Here is a 21,595-nt window from a genome sequence, read left to right on the forward strand (position 1 = left end):
GGGCGGCTTTGGTGTATCTGCGTACTTAGAAGCTTTCGAGCCAAGCGGCGTGCACGCGGGCGTCGCCGTTTTCTTCTGGGTGGAAGCTCAGCGCCGTCACGCGGCCCTGGCGCACGCCGACCACCGCGTCGCCGTTCTCGCCCGGCACCGTCGCGATGATCTCAACGCCGTCGCCCACGCGGGTAACCAGTGGCGCGCGAATGAAGCTTGCCTCAATGTCGAGCGTTTCCTCCCCCATCGCGACGGGCACGGTACGTTCCTCGGAAAAGCGCTGGTTACCGAAGGCATTGCGGCGTACAGTCACGTCCAGCAGCCCCAGGGTTTGCTGCCCCGGCGCGGGATTCTCCAGCTCGCGGGCGCAGTAGATGAGCCCCGCGCAGGTCGCGAGCACCGGCAATCCTGCAGCTGCGGCGTCGCGAAGTGGCTCGGCCAGCCCGAAGCTGCGCGCCAGCTTATCGATGACGCTCGACTCGCCGCCCGGAATCACCAGCCCGTCGAGCCCGTCCACGTCGCGCAGCACCCGCACCCGGCGCGTAGCCACACCGAGCCCGTCCAGAATGCGCAGGTGCTCCTCGACGCCGCCCTGCAGCGCCAGCACCCCGACGGTAGCTACCATCCGCGCTCAGCCAGGCGGTGCGGCGCAGGCACATCGTTGACATTGATGCCCACCATGGCCTCGCCCAAGCCACGAGAAAGCTTAGCTAGTTCGGCCGGCTGGTCGTAGAGGGTCGCCGCCTTGACGATGGCCTCCGCACGCGCCGCCGGGTTTCCAGACTTAAAGATGCCGGAGCCAACGAAGACGCCTTCGGCGCCCATCTGGCGGACAAGGGCGGCGTCGGCAGGCGTGGCCACGCCACCGGCAACAAAGAGCACGACTGGGAGGTTGCCGGTCTCCGCAACCTCGGCGACCAGGTCATACGGGGCCCGCAGCTCCTTGGCCGCGACATAAAGCTCGTCTCGATCCAGGTGGCGCAGGCGGGCAATCTCGGCCTTAATGGTGCGCAAGTGCTTCACTGCCTCGGAGACATCGCCCGTGCCGGCCTCGCCCTTGGAACGAATCATGGCCGCGCCCTCGGTGATGCGGCGCAGCGCCTCACCCAGGTTGGTGGCGCCGCACACGAACGGCACGTCGAAGTCCCACTTATTGATGTGGTTGACGTAATCGGCCGGGCTGAGCACCTCGGACTCATCGATGAAGTCCACGCCGAGCTCGTCCAGGATTTGCGCCTCCACAAAGTGGCCGATACGGGCTTTGGCCATGACCGGGATATCCACGGCCTCGACGATGCCCTCGATAAGCTCCGGGTCCGACATGCGGGCCACGCCGCCCTGCGCGCGGATATCGGCCGGCACGCGCTCCAGCGCCATCACGGCCGATGCGCCCGCGTCCTCTGCAATGCGCGCCTGTTCCGGCGTGACGACGTCCATAATGACGCCGCCCTTCAACATATCGGCTAGTCCTCGCTTCACGCGCGTGGTAGCGCGTCCTTGTTCATTTACCTGTTCAGTCATAGGTCACATAGTGGCCCACACAATTGGTACAAGACAAGAGCCATTTTTAGCGTGTTGGATTAGACCACTTATGATGGGCCCGTGCCTCTTCGCCTCGATCCCTCTGATACACGGCCGCTACCCGTGCAAATCGCCGCGGCCCTCCGCACCCAGGTTGCCGCCGGCGTCCTCCTGCCCGGCGAGCGCGTTCCCTCGACCCGCAACTTGGCTTCGCAGCTCAGCGTTTCCCGAGGCAGCGTGATCACCGCCTACGAGCAACTCACGGCCGAGGGCTACCTCACCGCCGAGGTTGGCTCCGGCACCGTCATCAACCCGCTGCTCCCCCACGCGCGGGCCCCACGGCCGGAGCCGGCCCCCGCACCGGCCGCCGAGCCCGAACTGGTGTCACTGACCCCCGGCCTGCCCGACACCGCCGGAATCCTCACCCCTGAATGGAGGGCCGCGTGGCGCGCCGCGGCTGTCGACCCCTCCGGCAATCTGCCCCGCGAGGTCGCCGCCCACCTGCGCCACATGCGCGGGCTTAACGTCGACCCAACCTGCATCCTCATCACGGCCGGCGCCCGCGACGGCCTCTCCGTACTCCTACGCGCCCTCGGCCGCCAGTTGCGCGTAGGCGTGGAATCCCCCGGCTACCCCAGCCTGCGCCGCGTGCCTCATGCCCTCGGCCATACGTTGGTGGAAATCCCCACCGACCCCCACGGCGTCACCGTTCCCACGGCCGATCTCGACGCCCTCATCGTCACCCCCAGCCACCAATACCCCTACGGCGGCTCGCTTCCTGCAGCCCGGCGCGCCGAACTCGTCGAATGGACCCGCGCACACGACGCTCTCCTCATCGAGGATGACTTTGATTCCGAACTGCGCTACGTCGGTCAGCCACTGCCGGCCCTGGCCGCGCTCGCCCCGGAACATACCGTGCTGCTGGGCACCTTCTCTTCAGTCATCTCCCCCTCCATTGCCTGTGGCTACCTCGTCGTCCCACCGCTCCTGCGCCCGCCCGTTGACCGCGTGCGCGAGGTCTTCGGCCAACCCGTCGGCGCCATCCCCCAGGCGGCGCTCGCCCACTACCTTGCCAGCGGCGCTTTACGACGCCACACCGGCCGCATGCGCCGCACCTATAAACGCCGCCGCAACCTAGTGGCCGAAACGCTGGGCGCCATCGATGGCGTCCAGCTCCTGCCCATCCACGGTGGTCTCCACGCGGTTCTGCTGTGCGATCCAGCCGTGGTCCCCCGCGCCGCCGCCCGCGGCATCAAGCTCACCCCGCTGCGCGATTATTGGGGAGGCGCCGACGCCGAAGACGGCGTCGTCCTCGGCTTCGGCCACCTTAGCGACAGCGAGCTGCACACGAGCCTCTCCGCAGTCGCGGCCGCCCTACGCGAGTGATACCGTAATCCCAAGGATCATAAAAGATAAGGTAATGCATGTCCCTCGGCCCGCTTGAATTCCTACTCATACTCATTCCGTTTCTTATCCTCGCCGGAATCATCGCCATCGTGGTCAAGCTCGTACGCAATAGCAACGAAACTCGCACTAACACCCGCCGCATTGCTGATCAGCTCGAGAAACAAGACCGCCACCGCTAAGCAAGGCACCCCACCAGACCAAGCACACACCGACCGCTTGGTCTATTTTTATTCTCGGTCCTGCCAGCACGTTTTTCCAAATCTGTTCGCCAGATATACCGCTTGGTCTAGTCTTGCCAAGCATGACGACGAAATACGATAACTCCAATTCCAACTGGTCCTTCGCTACCCGCTCCGTACACGCGGGCCAAAACCTCGACGGGCACCACAACGCCCGCAACGTGCCGATTTACCAGACCACTTCCTACGTTTTTAACGACGCCGAGCACGCGGCCAACCGCTTCAACCTTTCCGATGCCGGCCCCATCTACACCCGCCTGACCAACCCCACCCAGGACGCGCTGGAAGAACGCCTCGCCTCCCTCGAGGGCGGCGTCGCGGCCGTTGCCTTCGCCTCCGGCCAGGCCGCCGAAACCGCGGCCATTTTGAACCTCGCCTCGGCCGGCGACCACATCGTGACCTCCCCGCGCCTCTACGGCGGCACCTCAACACTCTTCACCGTCACGCTCAAGCGCCTAGGCATCGACGTCACCCTCGTCGAGAACCCGGATGACCCGCAGTCCTGGCAGGACGCCGTCCAGCCGAATACGAAGGCCTTCTACGGCGAGACCTTCGGCAATCCCGTGGCCGATGTCCTCGATATCCCGGCCATCGCCGAGGTCGCCCACAATAACCAAGTCCCGCTCATCGTGGATAACACCATCGCCACCGCTGCCCTCGCCCGTCCGCTGGACCTCGGCGCGGACATCGTCGTTGTGTCCACCACCAAGTTCTACACCGGCAATGGCTCGGCCATCGGCGGCGCGATTATCGACGGCGGCTCCTTCGACTGGACCGTCACCCGCAACGGCGAGCCCGTCTTTCCCTACTTCGTCACTCCAGATGAGGCCTACCACGGCCTGAAGTACGCTGATCTCGGCGCCCCAGCCTTCGCGCTCAAGGCCCGCGCCGGCCTGCTACGCGATACCGGCGCCGCCATCTCCCCCTTCAACGCCTGGCTGACGCTGAATGGAATTGAGACGGTGGGGCTGCGCGTCGAAAAGCACAATGCCAACGCCCAGGCCGTTGCCGAGTACTTGGAAGGCCACGCCAAGGTCACCAAGGTCAACTACGCCGGCCTGGATTCTTCGCCATACAAGGCCACCAAGGAAAAGCTCGGCTACGCCTACACCGGCTCCGTCCTCTCCTTCGACATCGACGGCGGCCGCGAGGAAGCCTGGGCGTTTATCGACGCCCTCAAGCTCCACTCCAACCTCGCTAATATCGGTGACACCCGCTCCCTGGCCGTACACCCAGCAACCACCACGCACTCCCAGTCCGACGAGCCTGCGCTTGCTGCTGCCGGCATCACCCAGTCCACCATCCGTCTGTCCGTGGGCATCGAGCACATCGATGACATCATCGCGGACCTCGAGCTGGGCTTTAACGCGCTGGCATGAAGCTAGTTAGCATCGGCGACTTCCACACCGAAGCCGGCGCCACGCTTGCCGACGCCCACATTGCCTACCACCGCTTCGGCCACCTCCTCGGCGATCCCCACGGCCGCAATAACGTCATTGTGGTTGAACACGCCCTGACCGGTGATTCGAATGTGGCCGAGTGGTGGGCCGATCTAGTCGGCCCTGGCAAGGCGCTAGATACGACGAAGTGGTGCGTTATCGCCACCAACGCACTGGGCGGATGCGGCGGCTCCACCGGCCCCGCCTCCCCGCAACCAGACGACGGCCGCGCCTGGGGCTCGCGCTTCCCCGCGCTTTCGGTGCGCGACCTCGTCTCGGCCGAGCGCGCCGCGCTCCGCGAGCTCGGCATCACCCACGTCCACGCCATCATTGGCGGTTCGATGGGCGGCGCGCGCACGCTGGAGTGGACGCTGATGCACCCCGAGGCCGTTGATGCGGCCTGCGTCATTGCCGTATCGGCCCGCGCTTCCGCCTGGCAGATTGGTATCCAATCGGCACAGATCGCGGCCATCGAGCAAGATTCTTTCTGGCATGGCGGCGACTACTACGCCTCCGCGCAGCGCCCACGCGAGGGGCTGGCGGCCGCGCGTCGCATTGCACACCTGACGTATCGCGGCGAGCAGGAAATCGACGAGCGCTTCGGCGTCCAGGCCCAGACCGGCGAGAACCCGCTCGGGCCTTACCGCCGCCGCGATAATCGCTTTGCCGTCAACTCCTACCTAGATTACCAGGGCACCAAGCTGGCCGATCGCTTCGATGCCGGTTCCTATGTCACCCTTACCGAGGCGCTGAACCGCCACGATATCGGCCGCGGCCGCGGCGGCCTCAACCGCGCGCTGGGCTCGTCCGAGGTGCCAACGATGGTCGTCGGCGTGGACACGGATATCTTGTACCCGTATCACCAGCAGGAACACATCTCGCGCAATCTGGGAAATCTGTTGGCGATGGCGAAGGTTGTCTCCCCAGTGGGCCACGACGCTTTTCTTACCGAATCACGCCAGATGGATCGCATCTTGCGAAACTTTCTCACCCTTTCCCAACCGGACCCGCGCATCGATTCTGCGGCCGGCGATCCGACTGAGTACACGATTTAAGAACCCGCCAATTAAAAGCCCGCCAAGTCTGGGATCGCCAAAGCCGCGCAGCGCGCACTAGCGGTAAGCGGTGCGGCACGCTGCGCTGGGACTATGGATTGACGGAGCGAGCAGAGGCGGGACGCGGCTCAGCGATCTTCGGGCGGTGTAGCCCAGGGCGGGCGCCAGACGATGCCTTCGCCGGGGCGGCGCTCGAGCCGGCCGCGGCGCGGCGGCGCATTGGGGTCATCATCATTGACCCCGTTGTGATACTTGCAGGCCATGGTGAGGTTTTCGGGATTGGTGTCCCCACCGAGCAGCCACGGGGTGAGATGGTGGACTTGGCATTCATCCGCTGGCGTGTGGCAGTCGGGCCACGGGCACACTGGATTTTCCGCCATCGCCATCTGCCGTTGCTTCCACGTAGCCCGGCGCCGCGATTGGTAAAGGTTTACGGGGCCGGTGACGGGATGGATGAGGGTGATAAGGCCGACGTCGGCAAGCGCACGGCGGGCAAGGTCCGCACCGGAAATCTGCGCGCCATTGGTCAGCTGCAGCGTCACGTCCTCGCCGTGGGTGACCTTGACCATCTCATTGAGGGTGAGGACCACGTTGGTGGTGATTGTGGAAGCGGCGGCACCCTGGGAAAAGACGCGGCGAGCATCGTCGACAGTGGAGACATGGTTATTAATCTCTGCCACCAGTTCGGACTCAGCGGTAATGGTCAGCGTCCACAGGTCATCGCGGCGGCGGGTTAGGCGCACGCCCTCAGAGCGCTTGGTGGTGCGCTCCTCGCGCACAAGGCGGCGGGCGCGCTTTTCAATCTCGCTGGTAGCAACGCGCAGAGCGCAGAGTTCCTCGCGCAGCGCCCAGGCCGCACGCTGGGTTTTCATCTTCTGGGCGTAGTGCTCGATGATTTTTAGCGCATCGAGCGGCAGCGTCGTGCGGCGGGCGGCGCGCTGCTTGGCGCGAAAGGAGGTGCGACCGAAGTAAGTATCGGCAAGGCGGGCAAACTCAGCGGCCTCGCAGTCGCTAAAGCCCTTATCGACGAGCTCTTCTACCGACAGCCCAGCACACTCCTCGATGAGCACCATCGGGGAGTTCACGGCTGTCAGGTAGGTCGAAATCATGGCTCCGAGCCTAAGTGGGCCGCGCAACCCAGCGCGCGGTGGCGGGCAATAGCCTGTGGATAACCGCCGGAACTACACCTTGTAGGACCGAGATGGGTGATGGTTCTACAAAAGCCTGTGGATAACTAGCTGCCGAGCGAGTCCACGGAAAAGGCCAGAAAGGCCATCGTGGCGCCGAGCAGGCCGGTGAAACAAGCATCGAAGCGGCGCGAGCGCACGGCTAGCACGCCGACACGACTAGAATCACACGTCAGTCGGACCACGGTGAGCCACAGCAAAGCCAGTCCGAGGAGGAATGTGGCTCGCCGCCAGTACTCGAAGACGGCGTAGCCACCGGAGACAACCACGCCCGCCACGAAGAGGCCGATTGCTGCCCACTGCGCGGCGGGCGGCAGCGAGGAGGGCGCGAGGCCGGCGTCGTGCGGGTTATCTAGATTCACGCCAACTTTTCCGCGCGCTCGACGATATTGCGCACCAAGAAGGCACGAGTCAGCGGGCCGACACCGCCCGGGTTCGGCGAGACGAATCCGGCCTTGTCCCAACAATCTGGGTGGATGTCGCCGGTGAGCTTGCCGTCGACGCGGGAGACTCCGACGTCGAGAAGCGCGGCGCCTTCCTTAATCATGTCGGCGGTGAGCATGTGGGGCTGGCCGGCAGCGGCGATGACGATATCGGCCTCGCGGGTCTCGGCGGCCAGGTCTTTGGTGCCGGTATGGCACAGGGTGACGGTGGAGTTCTCGCTGCGGCGGGTAAGCATCAGGCCAATAGGGCGGCCCACGGTAACGCCGCGGCCGATGACCACGGTCTTGGCGCCGTTGAGCTCAACGCCGAAGCGTCGCAAAAGATGCAGGCAGCCATTCGGGGTGCACGGCAGGGGCGCCTCCTCGTTGAGCACAAGCTTGCCCAGATTGACCGGGTGCAGGCCATCGGCATCCTTGGCGGGGTCGATTCGCTCGAGGATGGCGTTTTCATCCAGGTGCTTGGGCAGCGGCAGCTGGACGATGTAGCCGGTGCAGGCGTCATCGGCGTTGAGCTCATCGATGACGGCCTCGAGCTCTTCCTGCGTGATGTCGGCCGGCAGGTCCTTGCGGATGGAGTTGATACCGAGCTTTTCGCAGTCGCGGTGCTTCATCTTCACATAGGACTGGGAGCCGGGGTCTTCGCCGACCAGGACGGTGGCGAGGCCGGGGGTAATCCCCTTGTCCTTCAGCGCGGCCACGCGTTGGGCAAGGTCAGCAAAAATCTCGTCGCGGTACAGTGTGCCATCTAGTTTGGTAGCGCTCATAGCCACCATCCTAGACTGAAGGCATGAGCCAGCTGCACATTGTCTTTGATAACCCGGTCATTCCTACTAATACGGGCAACGCCATCCGCACGGCCGCGGTGACGGGCGCGAGCCTGCACCTAATTGAGCCGCTGGGTTTCAATTTCGACGATAAGCACTTAAAGCGCGCCGGGCTGGATTATCACGATCTGGCCGATGTGCAGATTCACAAGGATTTTCAGGCCTGCATGGATGCGCTGCCGGGCGCGCGCGTATTCGCGTTTACCACGCATACGGATAAGTGGTTTACGGATATCGAATACCAGGAAGGCGATGTTCTGCTCTTCGGCACGGAGCCGACCGGCCTGCCGGAGGAGCATATTAACCATTCGCGCGTGACGGACCGCGTGCGCATTCCAATGGTGCCGGCTAGGCGCTCGATGAACCTGTCGAATTCGGCGTCGACGGCCGTATTCGAGGCGTGGCGCCAGCTGGGCTTTAACGGGGCGGTTTAAAATCCGGCAGTTGGCGGGAGCGTAGCTGGGTAAGGAGTGCGGTGGCGTCGGCAAGCGTGAGGTTGCGCGCGGCCATGCGCACGGGCCCCTGGACAAGGTCGAGGTCGACTGTGGCTAGGCCGAGTGCCTGGGAAATCGGCCCGCGGCGGTAGGTTAGCTCCTGGATATGAGAGGTGTGGATGGCCTTGACGCGGCGGTTGAGCCGGCCGTTGCGCACGATGATGTAGTCGCCGTTAAGCGCGACGGTTTGCTGGCGGTAGTCCAGCGGGGAGACCCACTTGGCGCGGGCCGGCGAGGCGTAGGTGGGTGCGGCGTCGGCCGGGAGGAATTGCCGGGCTTGGGCGAGGGTGCCCACCGGCAGGATGCGGGTGGAGCCAGAAGCCTTGCCGCTTGCCGACGCCCCATACCCCGCTACCGAAACCCGTACCTCGTACCAGCCCAACGGCCGCCAGAGGAAGGGCTGGGTAATTTGCACGGCGTGAATGCGGTCGAGGCGAATGCTTTGGCGGCGACGATCGGCCAGGCCATAGGTGATATTGAGTACCTCGCCGTCGGTGCGGGCGGTATAGCGCCAGGAAGAATCGAGCACGTTCCAGGCGTTGGGAAGCACGCCGACGAGAATGGGCAGCGCGGTCGAGAGCGGCAACCGCGTAACCACCACGAGGATGAGGAAGCCGGCGAGGAAAAGCGTGGACGTACGCAACGCGGCCGCAATCAGGGAGCGGGCGATGGGGATTTCAGGCACGAGAGCTGGTTCCTCGGCCAGTTCTGCAGCCGGTGTCTCGGTTTGGGAGATGGGAACTCCGTGAACGCGGGCGAGGATGTCATCGCGTAGGGCCTCGGCGTCGGCCTTCTTCAGGTAGGCGATTTCGATGACAGAAGATTGACCGCCTGCGGTTTCCACGCGCACGGCCGCGAGGCGAAAGAGTCGGGCGATGACGGGTTCGACGACGTCAACGGCCTGCGTGCGATCATAGCGTGCGGTGCGCAGCTGGACAGATAATAGGCCGCGGCGCAGAGAAAGCTCTTCTGCGCCGAGCCGATAGCCCATGCGGCGCCACCATAAGCCGGAGACGAGCCACACCACCGCGCAGACCGCGATGAAACCGACGAGGGCGAGGGCGGTATCGCGCAGGGCCTCGCCGCGGTGTTCGCCGGTAATAAAAGCGAAGATATCGCGCAGGCCCGCCATGTTGACGTTGAGGGCGAAGGCCGCGATGAGGGCTAGGTTTACGGACCACAGGCGCAGCAGCGGGGTGAGGCGGTGGACGCGCCGGAAGCTGAGCTGATCGCTCATAGGCCGCTCATCCGTTCGCGGGCTTGATGGGCAAGGCGGGTACGGAGGGCGTCGGCAAGCGGGGCTTCCAAGCCTTTGATGGTGGCATCCGTGCTGGCCGAGGCCGTATGGAGCTGCAGCTTTTTCAAGCCTAGGGCACGGTCGATGGGCCCGGAGGTCACGTCGACGAACTGGATGCGGCCATAGGGCACGACGGTGAAGGAATGCCAGAGCTTGCCGCGGGTGATAAGTAGCTCGTCGTCGGTTTCGAGCCAGCCCATATTGCGCACTTGGGCGGGGATGAGCCAGAGCAGCCAGAAGAAAAGTGCGACGAAAATTCCGGCCGCCCAATAGAACCACGGGGTCCACCAAAAGCCTGCAGCAGCGGCGGCCGCGGCGAGCAGAAACATCCAGCTCAGGTGGTGGATATAGCGCGAGGTCACCAGTCGCTGTGAGACGGGATTCATTTCTTCGCTCATAGCTATTGACAGTATCAATCGGGTTCACCCCTTGCGCAACTTATCGTTACTCGATATTATCGAATTACGACAACATCGAAAGTCGATAAATTATCGACGGAAAGGATTGTCATGACCACCCCACAACCCACCCCTAAGGCCGAGCGCCGCGAAATTAATGCAGCAGCCGGTCTCGCCCTCCTCACCATCATCATCCTCGGCCCCTCCTACCTGCACGACCTTGCCACCGGCCACTTTTCCACCGCACTGAGCGCGGCCATTCCGGAAGGCCTAGGCAAACACAACCTCGACGGCGGGCCATTCTGGATGCTCGCCACAGCGCTCGCCGTCAAGATAGCGGCCATCTTAATTATCGCGTTCTTTGCCTATCGCCTGGTTAAGCCGATGCTTCGCGGGCAGGTTTTTAATACGAAAAATATCCGCCTCCTGAACGGAATGACCGCCGGCATCCTCGTCTGGTTTATCGGACGGTTCGTACTCGAAGGCCTGGGCAATAACTGGGCCTCCTCACAGCTTGGAATCGACTGGTGGGCCAGCCAGGACGGAACGTCCCTTGGCGAGCTCGCCCTGCCCTACCTCTTCGTCTGCACCTTGCAGCTCTTCTCGGCCGCCATCAAGCGCGGATGCAAGCTAGAAGAGGAGGTCGAAGGCCTTGTCTGAGATACATGAACCCCAAGTAATCTGCCACCTCGACCGGATTATGCAAGAGCGCGACATTACCGGCACGGCGCTCGCTAAAGAAGTAGGAATCACCCCAGTTAACCTCTCCGTCCTGAAGAATAATCGCGCCAAGGCCGTACGCTTTAGCACCCTGGCAGCGCTGTGCACGGCACTGGACTGCCAGCCGGGAGATATCTTCGGCGTCGAGTAACAACCCTTGCCAGCGTGTTGGGTTTATGCAATACTTTGATTTATGTCCCCAAAGAAGAAGCCCTCCGCACCCATTTATAACCGGGTTCGTGTGCTGCGCGCCGAGCGGGACATGTCGCGCGCACAGTTGGCCGAGGCCATCGACGTCAACCCCCAGACCGTCGGTGCACTTGAGCGCGGCGACCACTCCCCCAGCCTGGACTTAGCCTTCCGCGTCTGTGAGGTCTTTGACCTCCCCGTGGAGGCTATTTTTTCCCGCCAGGAATTTTCCCCCATGTCCACTGAAATCTACAGGAAGAATTCCTAATGGCTAACACGATTCCCGCCTCCGTTTCTCGCCGCAAGCGCCTTGTCTTGGCCGGCGACATTTTTCTCGGCCTGGCCATCATGGCGGCGGCCCTGCACTTCTTCGCGCTTGGCTTGTCTAATCTGCTGTGGCCGATAGCTGGCATTGCGGCGACTATCTGCACCACGTGGCTGCGCCAGTCCATTCGGCACCTCGACGTTCCCACCACGGAGATGGACGAGTACGAGCTGCGCCTGCATACCGACGCCCGCGACCAAGGCCTTAAAACTGCCTTGGCCACGGCCATAGTGCTCTTCCTCGTCGCCGGCGCCACCGCATTTGGGCTGCGCTTCTTAGGCGCGGAGCAGGTTGCGGTGGAGCAGGCAACCTCCGGGGCTAATATCGCCATCTTCTTTGCCAAGCTCATCTACATCCAGCTACTGTGGATCCCATTTGCGGTAGCCAAGGAATTGGCCAATAAACTTAACGCGGACGAGCTGCGCAGCGGCGGCAACTAGCGGAAGTCGCGGGAGCCGCGGGAGAGGAATTCACCAAAGTCCAGCGGCTCGAGCTTATCCGCGACCACGCTGACCGCGCCGGTGGCATTCTGCACGATGCCGCGGATGATCATCGCACGGGCGGTGCGGGCCAGCACCTTATGCCGCGACCACAATCCGGGTGAAACCATCACGTTCATCAGGCCGGTTTCATCCTCCACACCCAAAAAGGTCAGGCCAGACGCGGTGCGCGGGCGCTGGCGGTGAGTGATAATGCCGGCGATGCGCACGCGGGTGCCATCGGGGATATGGGGGAGCTGGGAGGCAGGGAGGACGTCGGCAAGCGAGGCACGCACCAGCTCCATCGGCTGCTGGTTATGGGTCACGCCGGTGGCGGCGACGTCGGTAGCCATAAGCTCAAAAGCAGACATGCCGGGCAGGTGCGGCGAGGCCAGGGCGGAGGTGCCGGGCAGCATGCCCTCGCGCTCGGTGGCGGCAACTCCGGCCTGCCACAACGCTTGGCGACGGTCCAGCCCAAGGCACTCCAACGCCCCGGCCGTGGCCAGCGCCTCCACCTGCTCCACGCTGAGGTCCGCCCGGCGCGAAAGATCGGACACGCTAGCAAAAGGCGCGGCCGCCTCCACACGCTCGGCGGCGGACTCCCCCAGCCCTTTGATGAGGTTAAGGCCCAAGCGAATCTCGGCAGGTCCCGTCGCGCGGGCCTGGGCGCCGGAGTCATTAATACTTACCGGCAGCACCCGCACGCCGTGGCGCCGGGCATCCTGGATGAGTGACTGCGGGGAATAGAAACCCATCGGCTGTGCGCGCAGCAGGCCCACACAAAATTCCGCCGGGTAGTGATATTTAAACCACGCGGAAAAATACACCAGCGAGGCAAAGGACTGCGAGTGCGACTCCGGGAAGCCATAGGCGGCGAAGGCCACGATTTTAGTCCAGAGCTTATCGGCCACCTCGCCCTCGATGCCATTGGTTTCGCGCAGACCGGCATAGAAACGACTGCGCAGCGCGGCCATCTTTTCCGGGGAGCGCTTCGAGCCCATGGCGCGGCGCAGATCATCAGCCTCAGCACCGGAGAACCCGGCGGCGTCGACCGCGATCTGCATCAACTGCTCCTGGAAGAGCGGGATGCCCAGGGTCTTACCCAGGGACTTTTCCAGCACGGGATGGTCATAGGTGATCTCCTCTAGGCCATCGCGACGACGCAGGTAAGGGTGCACGGACCCGCCCTGGATGGGGCCGGGACGAATGAGCGCGACTTCGACCACCAGGTCAAAGAAGCGGCGCGGCTTCAAGCGCGGCAGCGTGGCTAGCTGCGCACGAGATTCCACTTGGAAGACGCCCACCGCATCAGCGCGGCAGAGCATGTCATAGACTTCCGGTTCGGCGAGGTCGAGCTCCCACAGGTGCACCTCGCGGCCGGTGGTGGCGCACACGGCGTCGATCATGTGATGCAGCGCCTCCAGCATGCCCAGGCCCAAGAGATCGAATTTCACCAGGCCGGCGGCCGCGCAATCGTCCTTATCCCATTGCAATACGGAGCGATTTTCCATGCGCGCCCATTCCATGGGCACGACGTCCGCAATGGGCCGGTCACATAGCACCATGCCGCCGGAGTGGATTCCTAGGTGGCGGGGCTGGCCGAGGAATTGCTCGGCCAATAAGGAGACATCGGCAGGCGGCTCGGAGGTACCTTTCGACCACGCATCGGCCGAGCCCTGCGGATAGCCCAACGCGCGGGCGGCATCTCGGGTTGCTCCCTTGCGGCGATAGGTAATGACATTGGCCACCTGCGCGGCGCGATCACGGCCGTGGGTGCGGTAGACATACTGGATGACTTCCTCGCGGCGACCAGACTCGATATCGATATCAATATCGGGCGGACCATCGCGGTCCGGGGAGAGAAAGCGCTCGAAAAGCAGCTGCGCGGAGATGGGCTCGGCGTTGGTAATACCCAGCGCAAAGCACACCGCGGAGTTGGCGGCCGAGCCACGGCCTTGGCACAGAATATTCTCGCGGCGGCAAAAATCCACCAGGTCGCACACAATCAGGAAGTAGCCGGGAAAGCCCAGCTGCTTGATGACGCCCAGTTCATGCCGAATCTGTTTCCTTGCTGCCTGCCGGATCTCGGCCGGGCGCGAAGCATAGCGGCCCTTGGCGCGGCGCCAGACCTCGTGCTCCAGCCAGCTCATTTCGGTATACCCCTCCGGCACCAGAAAATGCGGCAGGTTGGGCGCGAGGGCATCCCAGGTAAAGGAGCACTCGCGAGCCAACGCCACAGTTTCGGCGATGAGCTCCGGCCGATCCGGCAAGAGTTGCGCCATCTGCTCGCCGGATCGCAGCCAGCCAGCACCCATGGGGTGGGCGTGCGGCGCGGCAGCCGCGAGGGATTCGCGCCGGGCTAGGGCACGCTTGGCTGCGGCGAGCCGTGCTTGGTCGCGGGTCGCCGCCGCCGGCCGTGCGGTTGCGATGGCCCGCAGGTTATTGTATTTATCCAGGAAACGGTGCCGATCCGCATCCTCGGGGGACATGCTGCACGAATATTCGAGAACTATGCTGTCTATTTTTATTCTTTCGAGCAGGTTATCGATTTCTGCTAGCGCCTCCGGCCCCACCAGAAAGAAGCACTCCCCTTCCAGTTCGCGTGCCACCTCATCTAAAGGCGGATAAGCCACGCGATCCTTCTCCCCGGCTTCCATCCGGGCACGCGCGATGAGGCGCGACAGGCGGCGATAGCCCTCCGGGGTGCGTGCCAGCACGGTCACCGGGGCCTCCGTGAGCGATAGCTCCGCACCATATACGGCCGGAAAATCTGCTTTAGCTGCGGCTTCAGCAAATTTCATCAGGCCATAAAAACCATCGCGATCCACGATGGCCAACCCCTCAAGGCCCAGCTCTACGGCTCGGGCTACCAGCTCCTCCGGCTCGGCGGCGCCGTCGAGAAAGCTATATGAACTTACCGCGTGCAGCTCCGCAAAGGGGACGGCGGAGTGACCGCGCCGAGCAGAATCCGCTGGCCCATGAAGGTGATTAACCGACACGGGCGCAGCAGATTCGCGACCAGAGAGAATGCGCTCTACCCGCGACCAGGACAGTGCCTTTCCGCCATTAAATTCCACTCCAGACAGCGTAATATCGAATCATTGTTCTAGACAAGCCGGTGGGACGTGATGCCCGCAATAGACAAAGCGGTTCGCTGATTGCTAAGTTGCTAAACAGACAAATTATTTCAACTCCTACAAGAAGGGGATTCCCCATGCAGATCCGTCGCGTAGTGGCTGCTACCGCCGCCGTAACCATCGCTGCCACCAGCCTGGTGGCATGCTCTTCCGACTCCGATGACTCCAAGACCATCACAGTCGGCACCACCGATGACGCCAAGAAGGCGTGGGTAGCGTTCGAGCAGGAAGCAAAGAACGCAGGCTATGACATCGATATCCAGCCTTTCGCGGATTACAACACCCCGAACCAGGCTCTGGACCAAGGCGAGCTGGATACCAATAACTTCCAGCACCTGAAGTTCTTGGCGGAGTATAACCACGGCAACGGCACCAACCTGGTGCCTATCGTGGCTACCGAGATCGTGCCGCTGGCACTGTTCTGGAAGGACCACGACTCCCTCGACGGCATCGAGGGCGAAGAGGTCGCCATCCCGAATGACTCCACCAACCAGGCTCGCGCCATCAACGTGCTGGTTCAGGCCGACCTTCTCACTCTGAAGGACAAGGACAACCTGGAGCCCACCCCGCTGGATATTGACGAGGCGAAGTCCAAGGTCAAGGTCACCCCGGTAGATGCGGCACAGACCACGTCCGCACACGGAGAGGGCACCCCGGCGATTATCAATAACTCCTTCCTGGAGCGCGCCGGCATCGACCCAGCCACCGCCATCTTCCAGGACGACCCGAACTCTGAAGAGGCAGAGCCGTACATCAATGTCTTCGCCGTCCGCGAGGAAGACGCCGATAACGAGGACATCAAGAAGCTCGCCGAGCTATGGCACAGCGACGCCGTCCAGGAGGGCGTCGACGAAGACTCCGCCGGTACCTCCGTCGAGGTGGAGCGCAGCCAGGAGGATCTGCAGAAGATCCTGGATAAGCTCGAAGCAGATCTGGACTAATCACCCTTGCTTTTACCCCGCCGGAGCCCCCGGCGGGGTTTGGCACTTTCCTAGCTAAGGACGCAAACACGTGGCAGATTCCACTCAACGCGGCACCCGCATCGAGTTCCGCGAGATCACCAAGGTCTTTAAACAGAAAAAGGCGCGAATTAAGGCGCTCGACAATGTCTCCATGACCATCGAGCCCGGCGAAATCGTCGGCATCATTGGCTATTCCGGCGCCGGCAAGTCCACCCTCGTGCGCATGATCAACGGTTTGGACACCCCGTCTGCGGGCGAGCTACTGCTTGATGACACCAATATCGTCGGCATGTCCGAGAAAAAGCTGCGCGGCATTCGCCGCAATATCGGCATGATTTTCCAGCAGTTCAACCTGATGAACTCGCGCACCGCGGCCGGCAATATTGAATACCCGCTGCAGCTGCAGGGCGTCGGCAAGCAGGAGCGCGCCAAGCGCGTGCAAGAGCTGCTGGACTTCGTCGGCCTGGGAGACAAAGGCAAGAGCTACCCGGAGCAGCTCTCCGGCGGCCAGAAGCAGCGCGTCGGCATCGCCCGTGCGCTGGCCACCAACCCTTCGCTGCTGCTTGCCGACGAAGCCACTTCCGCCCTCGACCCCACCACCACGCAGGAAGTCCTCGACCTACTGCGGCGGGTGAACAAGGAATTCGGCATCACCATCGTGGTTATTACCCACGAGATGGAAGTCGTACGCTCCATCGCCGATAAGGTCGCCGTGATGGAAAGCGGCCGCGTAGTGGAACAAGGCAGTGTCTATGAGGTCTTCTCCAACCCGCAGACCTCCGTGGCCGCCAAGTTCGTGGCCACCTCGCTGCGCAACGAACCCGACGTCGTCGAAACCGACGATCTGCTTGCGCACGAAGGCCGCCTGTTTACCATCAACCTCACCGAGGAATCCGGCTTCTTCACCGCCGCCGCCCGGCTCAAGGAAGCCGGCGTGTCCATCGCCGTTGTCCACGGCGGTATCACCACGCTGCAGCAGCATTCCTTTGGCAAGCTGACCGTGCGACTCAGCGGCGATAATAACGCCATCGAAGAGTTCTACCGCACGCTTTCTACCACCACCCAGATTGAGGAGATTGCACGATGACCGTCACCACCCTCGCCCAAGCCAACTGGGACCGCCTCGGCCCTTCACTAGCCGAGGCCATCGTCGATACCCTCATCATGGTCTCGACCACCCTCATCATCTCCGGCATCCTCGGCCTTGGCCTGGGCATGCTGCTCTATACCACCCGCACGGGCGGCATCCTGCAAAACCGGTTTGTCTATTTCATAGTCAACCTGCTGGTAAACTTCGTCCGCCCCATCCCGTTCATCATCTTGCTGGCTTTTGCCCAGCCACTGACCGTCATGGTGATGGGCGGTTCCATCGGCCGCGGACCGGCCACCTTCGTCATGGTCATCGCCGCGACCTTCTCCGTAGCCCGCGTGGTGGAACAAAACCTCGTGTCCATCGATCCCGGAGTTATCGAGGCCGCCCGCTCCATGGGTGCCTCGCCGTGGAAGATCATTACCTCCGTTATCGTCCCGGAGGCCCTCGGCCCGCTGATTCTGGGCTACACCTTCCTGTTCATCGCCATTGTGGATATGTCCGCCATGGCCGGTTACGTCGGCGGCGGCGGCTTGGGCGACTTTGCCATCGTCTACGGCTACCGCGCCTTCGAGTGGGAAGTCACCGTCGTGGCCACACTCATCATCATCGTGCTGGTGCAGGCCGCCCAGTTCTTCGGCAACTGGCTTTCTTCTAAGGTCATGCGCCGCTAGCCCCCCCCCCCCGCTTGCCGACGCCGCCTTCGCGCAGCCTACCCCGCGACCGGCTCCACGCCGGTCGCTACGATGGCTTGGCCTTTCTTCGGTGCATCGCCGCACGAGGAGACCACACCTTCTACCTCGCGCTCCTCGAGCGCCACGCGCCAGCGCCGGCCGTCAGCGTGGCTGACCTCGCCGCTGTCGGTGGCGGTGAGCTGGCCATAGGAGAGGTCCTCGCCGGCGTCGATAAGCGAGCGGGCCACCGCCAACTCCGCCACCTGGCCGCGCGGGCCGAAAATACCGCGCCCGCGATTTACCGGGTAGAAATATTTCCCCTTCGCCGCCGCCGCAATCATCTGCGCGGCGGCTTCTTTATTCATACGGCCAAAGGAATAGCCCCACGGCATGAGCATGACCGACGGCGCGAACCGGTGCCCCTTCGTGTGCGAGGTCTCCCACACCATCTCTGGGTAATCCGCCACCAGCTCCGCGGCCAGCGGCCGGCCCTTGACCGCACAGCACGTATCGCGCTTGGCATGCGTGCACACCAGCACCAGCGGCGTGTCCAAAGCGCCGCCCCCATTGCGGCCAGGCCCGGTCAGGTCCAGATCGAGGATCTTCTCCGGGCCCGTCAGCAGCACGAGTTCCATCACGCCCTGCTCGGCCCACACCAGGTAGCAGCGGTGCATCTTGCCTACCTGGCGGCCGTCGCGGCCCGGCCGGCGGATAAGCTGCAGCCCCGCCACGCCCTTCAGCTTGGTCTTGAGCTGCGCCGTGAGCTCCGGCCCAAAGGTATCGCCGTCGAGCACGTCTCGCGACCATCCGCCCGGCCACTCGAAAAGCACATAGACGGATTCCTTCTTCGCCGTGCCTGGCAGCGGCTCTACCTGGATATCTGAACAGAACTCGGTCATATATCTAAGCCTAACCTTTCTGCTTTTCAGCTCACACCCTTGGCAACAATTCGGCCACGAAGTACCCCCTCAGCTATACAGTTCACGGCCGAAAATATAACCTAGGGGACATGTTGAAAGTCCGTCTCGCCGCAACGCTTCTCGTCGCTGCTTCTCTCAGCGGCTGCGCCGCCCACGAGACGGACCGCACCACCATGGCCGCGTCTGTGGATAGCTCCCAGCTCAATCCGCTGGGCCAGGCCAATATGGAGATGAAGACCCTCCGGCCGCAGGCGCCCTCCGAACTCACGGTGACCGACGTGCGCATCGGCCGACACGAGGGCTTTGAGCGCGTCGTCTTCGAGCTCGACGGCGGCGGCACACCCGGTTGGTTTGTGGACTACGCTGACACGCCTACGCAGCAGGGCTCTGGTAAAACTATCGCCCACTCCGGCGATACCGCGCTCAATGTCAATATCGACGGCGTGGTCTACCCGTTCGAAGCCGGCAAGGATGATCCTCACATCGGCGTGGTGGATGCCCCCACGGAGGGAATTGTCACCCAAGTGGTCAACGGCGGTACCTTTGAAGGCCGCCGCCAGTTCGTCATCGGTATGACCTCTCGCAAGCCTTATTCCGTGCAGGTGCTCGATAACCCCACCCGCCTCGTGGTCGATATTCGCGATTAATAGGTCGCCTCAACCCGCCAGCGGCCGCCGGACCATACCAACAGCCAGGCCCGCTGATGCTCTTCGTGGTCGGCTTGGCCCACCACCTGCAGGCGCGCCACGCGCTGCGGGGTATCGGTCCACCACTGCGTATCCACCGGCCAGGGCCCGGCCCAGCCCAGCACGCGGAAACGATGCGCACCCCAGCCCAAGGCCACCGGCACCCCGGACAAGAGGGCCTCGGCGGTAACGAAGACGGGGCGCCCGGCGGCGTCGATAAGCCGAATGCGCGCGGCCGGGTGATTCGGCCCACCGCCCAGCCGCGCAGGCAAGGGTGCGGGAATGCGGCCGGGCCACTCGCCCTGCGGCGGGGCGTCGCGCTGCTCGCCATAGGGCACATACTCGATGCGCTCAGCCACCCCACGGCCGCCCACCGCCCGCGGCTGCAGCACACGATCCACCCCCAGCTGCGATTGCACGCGGGCGATCACGCGCTTGACCTGCTCCTGCGAACCCTCCCCGCCCCAGAGGCCAGCAGCGGCTGGGGCGGCAACCTCCACTGGCTCCAGCGCTAGGCGGCGAATGGCCGCGCCCTCACCAGTAGCGCGCGTGAGCCAGCCATCGAGCTGCCAGCGCACCCGGTCCGCGGTGGCCTGCTCCGTCAGCGCTTCCTGCGTGCGCCATACCCGCGCCAGCTCCTCGCCGGTGCCAAACTCCGCCACCACGCGCAGCCGCAGGCATACCTTGCCGGCCTCCTCCAAGCGGGCATGCAACCGGGCCGCGAGCTGGCGAGCCGCGAACGCCGCCGCATCCACGCGCTCGATGCGCTCTTCCATTTCTACGGCTAGGTCTGGGCGCGCCAGCTCTGGTGCCACGCGCCTATCCGCACGGGCTTGGGCCAACTCGTGGGCCCGCCGGCCCGGCTCGCCAAACCGGGTGGCTACCTGCTTACACGGCAGCGCCGCTAAGTCACCCAAGCGCCGCACACCCAGCTTATCCAGTTGTGCGATAAACCCAGCCTCAAAGCCCAAGGCCTCATCGGCCGCCAGTACCCCTATGGGCTGGGTGGCCAAAAACTCCCGCGAGCCGCCCTCTGGCACCACCGTGCCCACACCACGATGCCGGGCTGCGATGACGGCCGTGGCAATCTCGTCGGCGACGCCGAGGGTGGAGTCGAAGCCGGCGTACGAAGAGGCGTCGACAAGCATCTCTAGTGCTTTCTCCCCGTGGTAGCGCAGCGCCGCGCCCGCGTCCACAATTGCCAGGCCGGGGCGCAGCACCTCCACAGAGGACGCCACCGCATCCAAGCCGGCCGCAACCTCTGCAAACGCCGCGCCATCCCGGTCCGGATTGGCCTCCACCACCGCAGCTTCGGGGCACAGAGCTTGGGCCTGGCGCAGACGCATCCCGCGCCGCACACCCGCCCGGCGCGCCTTCCTATCGCACACCGCCACCGCGTGGTTGCGCGCAATAACCATAGGGCCCTGCCCGCCGGCGGCCTGGACGGGCCAATCCGGAAACCACACGGCCGCTACCCTCATACGGCCTCCAACCGGCGGCGCTCACCCACCGTAAGCACCCCGCGCGAGGCCCCCTGCTTCGAGGTCACCTCCACGTCCATGTCCACGCCGCGAATGCGCCCACTGCCCTTGCCGACGCCCCGGTAAGCACTCACCCGCGCCCCTATCCCCACTGCCGTGCCCGGCAGCCGGGTGCCCACCGTAAGTACCGCCGCGCGCCCGCCGCGCACCTTCGCCAACACCGGCCGAGCTTTGGTGGGGCTCACCTCGCCGGGCGGCCCATGGTGGACAACAAGGTCCAACCCTTCCGCCAATACTCCCGTCACCATCCAAGATTCCAGGCCCGGATCCGGCACGGTTACCACACGTTCAATATCACCTTTATCGGCCACTTGTGCGAGGAGGAGATCTGGCCACCCCACCACTCCCACATGCCCACCACGGGCAGTGAGGTGACAGATAAGCTCCACAATAAGCGCTGGGCAATTTGCACAGTGCACCACCCGCCGGCGCGCCAGCCCACCTGCAGGAAGCAAGCGCGCTAGCCCGGGGAGCGTATCTACCAGCTCTTCTTCCGGGCCACGCTCCATAGCGCGCATGCGGGTACGCAGCATCGCCACACGGTCTGACCTGCTTAGCCCGGCCACCGCTTTTTCTA

Annotated in this window: 24 protein-coding genes; 13 read left to right on the forward strand and 11 right to left on the reverse strand. The window is 63.9% G+C overall.

Translation table 11 applies throughout. The features are described 5' to 3' along the window. Positions 1–25: 25 nt before the first annotated feature. Both pdxT and pdxS read right to left on the reverse strand, forming a co-directional pair. Positions 26–616 carry a pyridoxal 5'-phosphate synthase glutaminase subunit PdxT gene (gene pdxT / locus RAE04_RS02840; protein ID WP_317026368.1) on the reverse strand — a complete coding sequence of 197 codons (591 nt, stop codon included), beginning with the start codon at positions 614–616 and terminating at the stop codon, positions 26–28. Next, a complete protein-coding gene (gene pdxS, locus RAE04_RS02845) occupies positions 610–1,512 on the reverse strand; it encodes a pyridoxal 5'-phosphate synthase lyase subunit PdxS (RefSeq protein WP_049378939.1) in 903 nt (300 codons plus the stop codon). The genes pdxT and pdxS overlap by 7 nt, the downstream gene beginning before the upstream one ends. An 81-nt stretch (positions 1,513–1,593) precedes the next feature. On the opposite strand from pdxS, the gene RAE04_RS02850 reads away from it, so the two are divergent. From RAE04_RS02850 to RAE04_RS02865, 4 genes are all read left to right on the forward strand, one after another. Next, on the forward strand, positions 1,594–2,898 hold the full coding sequence (locus RAE04_RS02850; protein WP_317026369.1) for a PLP-dependent aminotransferase family protein: 1,305 nt from the start codon (positions 1,594–1,596) through the stop codon (positions 2,896–2,898). 38 nt (positions 2,899–2,936) lie between these two features. Beyond that, a complete protein-coding gene (locus RAE04_RS02855) occupies positions 2,937–3,098 on the forward strand; it encodes a hypothetical protein (RefSeq protein ID WP_162837285.1) in 162 nt (53 codons plus the stop codon). A 122-nt stretch (positions 3,099–3,220) separates the two neighbouring features. Further along, positions 3,221–4,537, forward strand: a complete 1,317-nt coding sequence (locus RAE04_RS02860) for an O-acetylhomoserine/O-acetylserine sulfhydrylase (RefSeq protein WP_317026370.1) — start codon at positions 3,221–3,223, stop codon at positions 4,535–4,537. Further along, positions 4,534–5,652: a homoserine O-acetyltransferase MetX gene (locus tag RAE04_RS02865; protein WP_317026371.1), complete on the forward strand. Its 1,119-nt coding sequence runs from the start codon at positions 4,534–4,536 to the stop codon at positions 5,650–5,652. Before RAE04_RS02860 ends, RAE04_RS02865 begins: the two co-directional genes overlap by 4 nt. Before the next feature lie 128 nt (positions 5,653–5,780). Here RAE04_RS02865 and RAE04_RS02870 read toward each other — a convergent pair whose 3' ends face one another. The 3 genes from RAE04_RS02870 to RAE04_RS02880 all read right to left on the reverse strand — a co-directional run bounded on the left by RAE04_RS02870 (position 5,781) and on the right by RAE04_RS02880 (position 8,046). Beyond that, positions 5,781–6,761 (reverse strand): HNH endonuclease signature motif containing protein, encoded by a 981-nt coding sequence (locus RAE04_RS02870; RefSeq protein WP_317026372.1) that lies wholly within the window; start codon positions 6,759–6,761, stop codon positions 5,781–5,783. Positions 6,762–6,886: 125 nt separating this feature from the next. Further along, complete coding sequence (locus RAE04_RS02875) at positions 6,887–7,201, reverse strand: DUF3017 domain-containing protein (protein ID WP_317026373.1); 315 nt, start codon at positions 7,199–7,201, stop codon at positions 6,887–6,889. Continuing rightward, the gene (locus tag RAE04_RS02880) at positions 7,198–8,046 is read right to left on the reverse strand and encodes a bifunctional methylenetetrahydrofolate dehydrogenase/methenyltetrahydrofolate cyclohydrolase (protein ID WP_049378933.1); all 849 of its coding nucleotides are present in this window, start codon (positions 8,044–8,046) and stop codon (positions 7,198–7,200) included. Before RAE04_RS02880 ends, RAE04_RS02875 begins: the two co-directional genes overlap by 4 nt. 23 nt (positions 8,047–8,069) lie before the next feature. Here RAE04_RS02880 and RAE04_RS02885 point away from each other — a divergent pair, with 23 nt between their 5' ends. Further along, positions 8,070–8,540, forward strand: a complete 471-nt coding sequence (locus RAE04_RS02885) for a tRNA (cytidine(34)-2'-O)-methyltransferase (protein ID WP_269954168.1) — start codon at positions 8,070–8,072, stop codon at positions 8,538–8,540. On the opposite strand, the gene RAE04_RS02890 is transcribed toward RAE04_RS02885, so the two are convergent. Together RAE04_RS02890 and RAE04_RS02895 are read right to left on the reverse strand one after the other, a co-directional pair. After that, positions 8,524–9,837, reverse strand: a complete 1,314-nt coding sequence (locus RAE04_RS02890) for a PH domain-containing protein (protein WP_317026374.1) — start codon at positions 9,835–9,837, stop codon at positions 8,524–8,526. The two genes, RAE04_RS02885 and RAE04_RS02890, sit on opposite strands and share 17 nt — an antisense overlap. Then, positions 9,834–10,295 carry a PH domain-containing protein gene (locus RAE04_RS02895; protein WP_317026375.1) on the reverse strand — a complete coding sequence of 154 codons (462 nt, stop codon included), beginning with the start codon at positions 10,293–10,295 and terminating at the stop codon, positions 9,834–9,836. The genes RAE04_RS02890 and RAE04_RS02895 overlap by 4 nt, the downstream gene beginning before the upstream one ends. A gap of 111 nt (positions 10,296–10,406) precedes the next feature. Between RAE04_RS02895 and RAE04_RS02900 the strand changes: the two genes are divergently transcribed. The 4 genes from RAE04_RS02900 to RAE04_RS02915 are packed head-to-tail and all read left to right on the forward strand — an operon-like array spanning position 10,407 to position 11,969. After that, positions 10,407–10,955, forward strand: a complete 549-nt coding sequence (locus RAE04_RS02900; protein WP_317026376.1) for a hypothetical protein — start codon at positions 10,407–10,409, stop codon at positions 10,953–10,955. Position 10,956: 1 nt separating this feature from the next. Continuing rightward, the gene (locus RAE04_RS02905; RefSeq protein WP_408933215.1) at positions 10,957–11,166 is read left to right on the forward strand and encodes a helix-turn-helix domain-containing protein; all 210 of its coding nucleotides are present in this window, start codon (positions 10,957–10,959) and stop codon (positions 11,164–11,166) included. A 42-nt stretch (positions 11,167–11,208) separates the two neighbouring features. Beyond that, positions 11,209–11,472, forward strand: coding sequence for a helix-turn-helix transcriptional regulator (locus RAE04_RS02910; RefSeq protein ID WP_023020645.1), 264 nt, complete (start codon positions 11,209–11,211; stop codon positions 11,470–11,472). Next, positions 11,472–11,969 carry a hypothetical protein gene (locus tag RAE04_RS02915; RefSeq protein WP_317026378.1) on the forward strand — a complete coding sequence of 166 codons (498 nt, stop codon included), beginning with the start codon at positions 11,472–11,474 and terminating at the stop codon, positions 11,967–11,969. Before RAE04_RS02910 ends, RAE04_RS02915 begins: the two co-directional genes overlap by 1 nt. Here the strand turns inward: RAE04_RS02915 and RAE04_RS02920 are convergent. Continuing rightward, the gene (locus RAE04_RS02920) at positions 11,966–15,085 is read right to left on the reverse strand and encodes an error-prone DNA polymerase (protein WP_317026379.1); all 3,120 of its coding nucleotides are present in this window, start codon (positions 15,083–15,085) and stop codon (positions 11,966–11,968) included. The genes RAE04_RS02915 and RAE04_RS02920 overlap by 4 nt on opposite strands. Before the next feature lie 137 nt (positions 15,086–15,222). Here RAE04_RS02920 and RAE04_RS02925 point away from each other — a divergent pair, with 137 nt between their 5' ends. From RAE04_RS02925 to RAE04_RS02935, 3 genes are all read left to right on the forward strand, one after another. Continuing rightward, complete coding sequence (locus RAE04_RS02925) at positions 15,223–16,086, forward strand: MetQ/NlpA family ABC transporter substrate-binding protein (protein ID WP_284792242.1); 864 nt, start codon at positions 15,223–15,225, stop codon at positions 16,084–16,086. A 70-nt stretch (positions 16,087–16,156) separates the two neighbouring features. Further along, the gene (locus tag RAE04_RS02930) at positions 16,157–17,194 is read left to right on the forward strand and encodes a methionine ABC transporter ATP-binding protein (protein WP_269954174.1); all 1,038 of its coding nucleotides are present in this window, start codon (positions 16,157–16,159) and stop codon (positions 17,192–17,194) included. Then, on the forward strand, positions 17,191–17,871 hold the full coding sequence (locus RAE04_RS02935) for a methionine ABC transporter permease (RefSeq protein WP_049378924.1): 681 nt from the start codon (positions 17,191–17,193) through the stop codon (positions 17,869–17,871). Before RAE04_RS02930 ends, RAE04_RS02935 begins: the two co-directional genes overlap by 4 nt. 38 nt (positions 17,872–17,909) lie before the next feature. Here the strand turns inward: RAE04_RS02935 and RAE04_RS02940 are convergent, their stop codons facing one another. Continuing rightward, positions 17,910–18,770, reverse strand: a complete 861-nt coding sequence (locus tag RAE04_RS02940; RefSeq protein WP_317026380.1) for a sucrase ferredoxin — start codon at positions 18,768–18,770, stop codon at positions 17,910–17,912. 110 nt (positions 18,771–18,880) lie between these two features. Between RAE04_RS02940 and RAE04_RS02945 the strand changes: the two genes are divergently transcribed. Beyond that, positions 18,881–19,438 carry a hypothetical protein gene (locus RAE04_RS02945; protein ID WP_317026381.1) on the forward strand — a complete coding sequence of 186 codons (558 nt, stop codon included), beginning with the start codon at positions 18,881–18,883 and terminating at the stop codon, positions 19,436–19,438. Here RAE04_RS02945 and RAE04_RS02950 read toward each other — a convergent pair. Both RAE04_RS02950 and RAE04_RS02955 read right to left on the reverse strand, forming a co-directional pair. Further along, on the reverse strand, positions 19,435–20,958 hold the full coding sequence (locus tag RAE04_RS02950) for a DNA polymerase Y family protein (RefSeq protein ID WP_317026382.1): 1,524 nt from the start codon (positions 20,956–20,958) through the stop codon (positions 19,435–19,437). The genes RAE04_RS02945 and RAE04_RS02950 overlap by 4 nt on opposite strands. Then, positions 20,955–21,551, reverse strand: a complete 597-nt coding sequence (locus RAE04_RS02955; RefSeq protein ID WP_317026466.1) for a hypothetical protein — start codon at positions 21,549–21,551, stop codon at positions 20,955–20,957. Before RAE04_RS02955 ends, RAE04_RS02950 begins: the two co-directional genes overlap by 4 nt. Positions 21,552–21,595 lie beyond the last annotated feature (44 nt).

Origin of the sequence: Corynebacterium sp. CTNIH16 (assembly GCF_032821655.1) — a bacterium.
In the GTDB taxonomy this organism is placed as follows: Bacteria; Actinomycetota; Actinomycetes; order Mycobacteriales; family Mycobacteriaceae; genus Corynebacterium; species Corynebacterium marquesiae.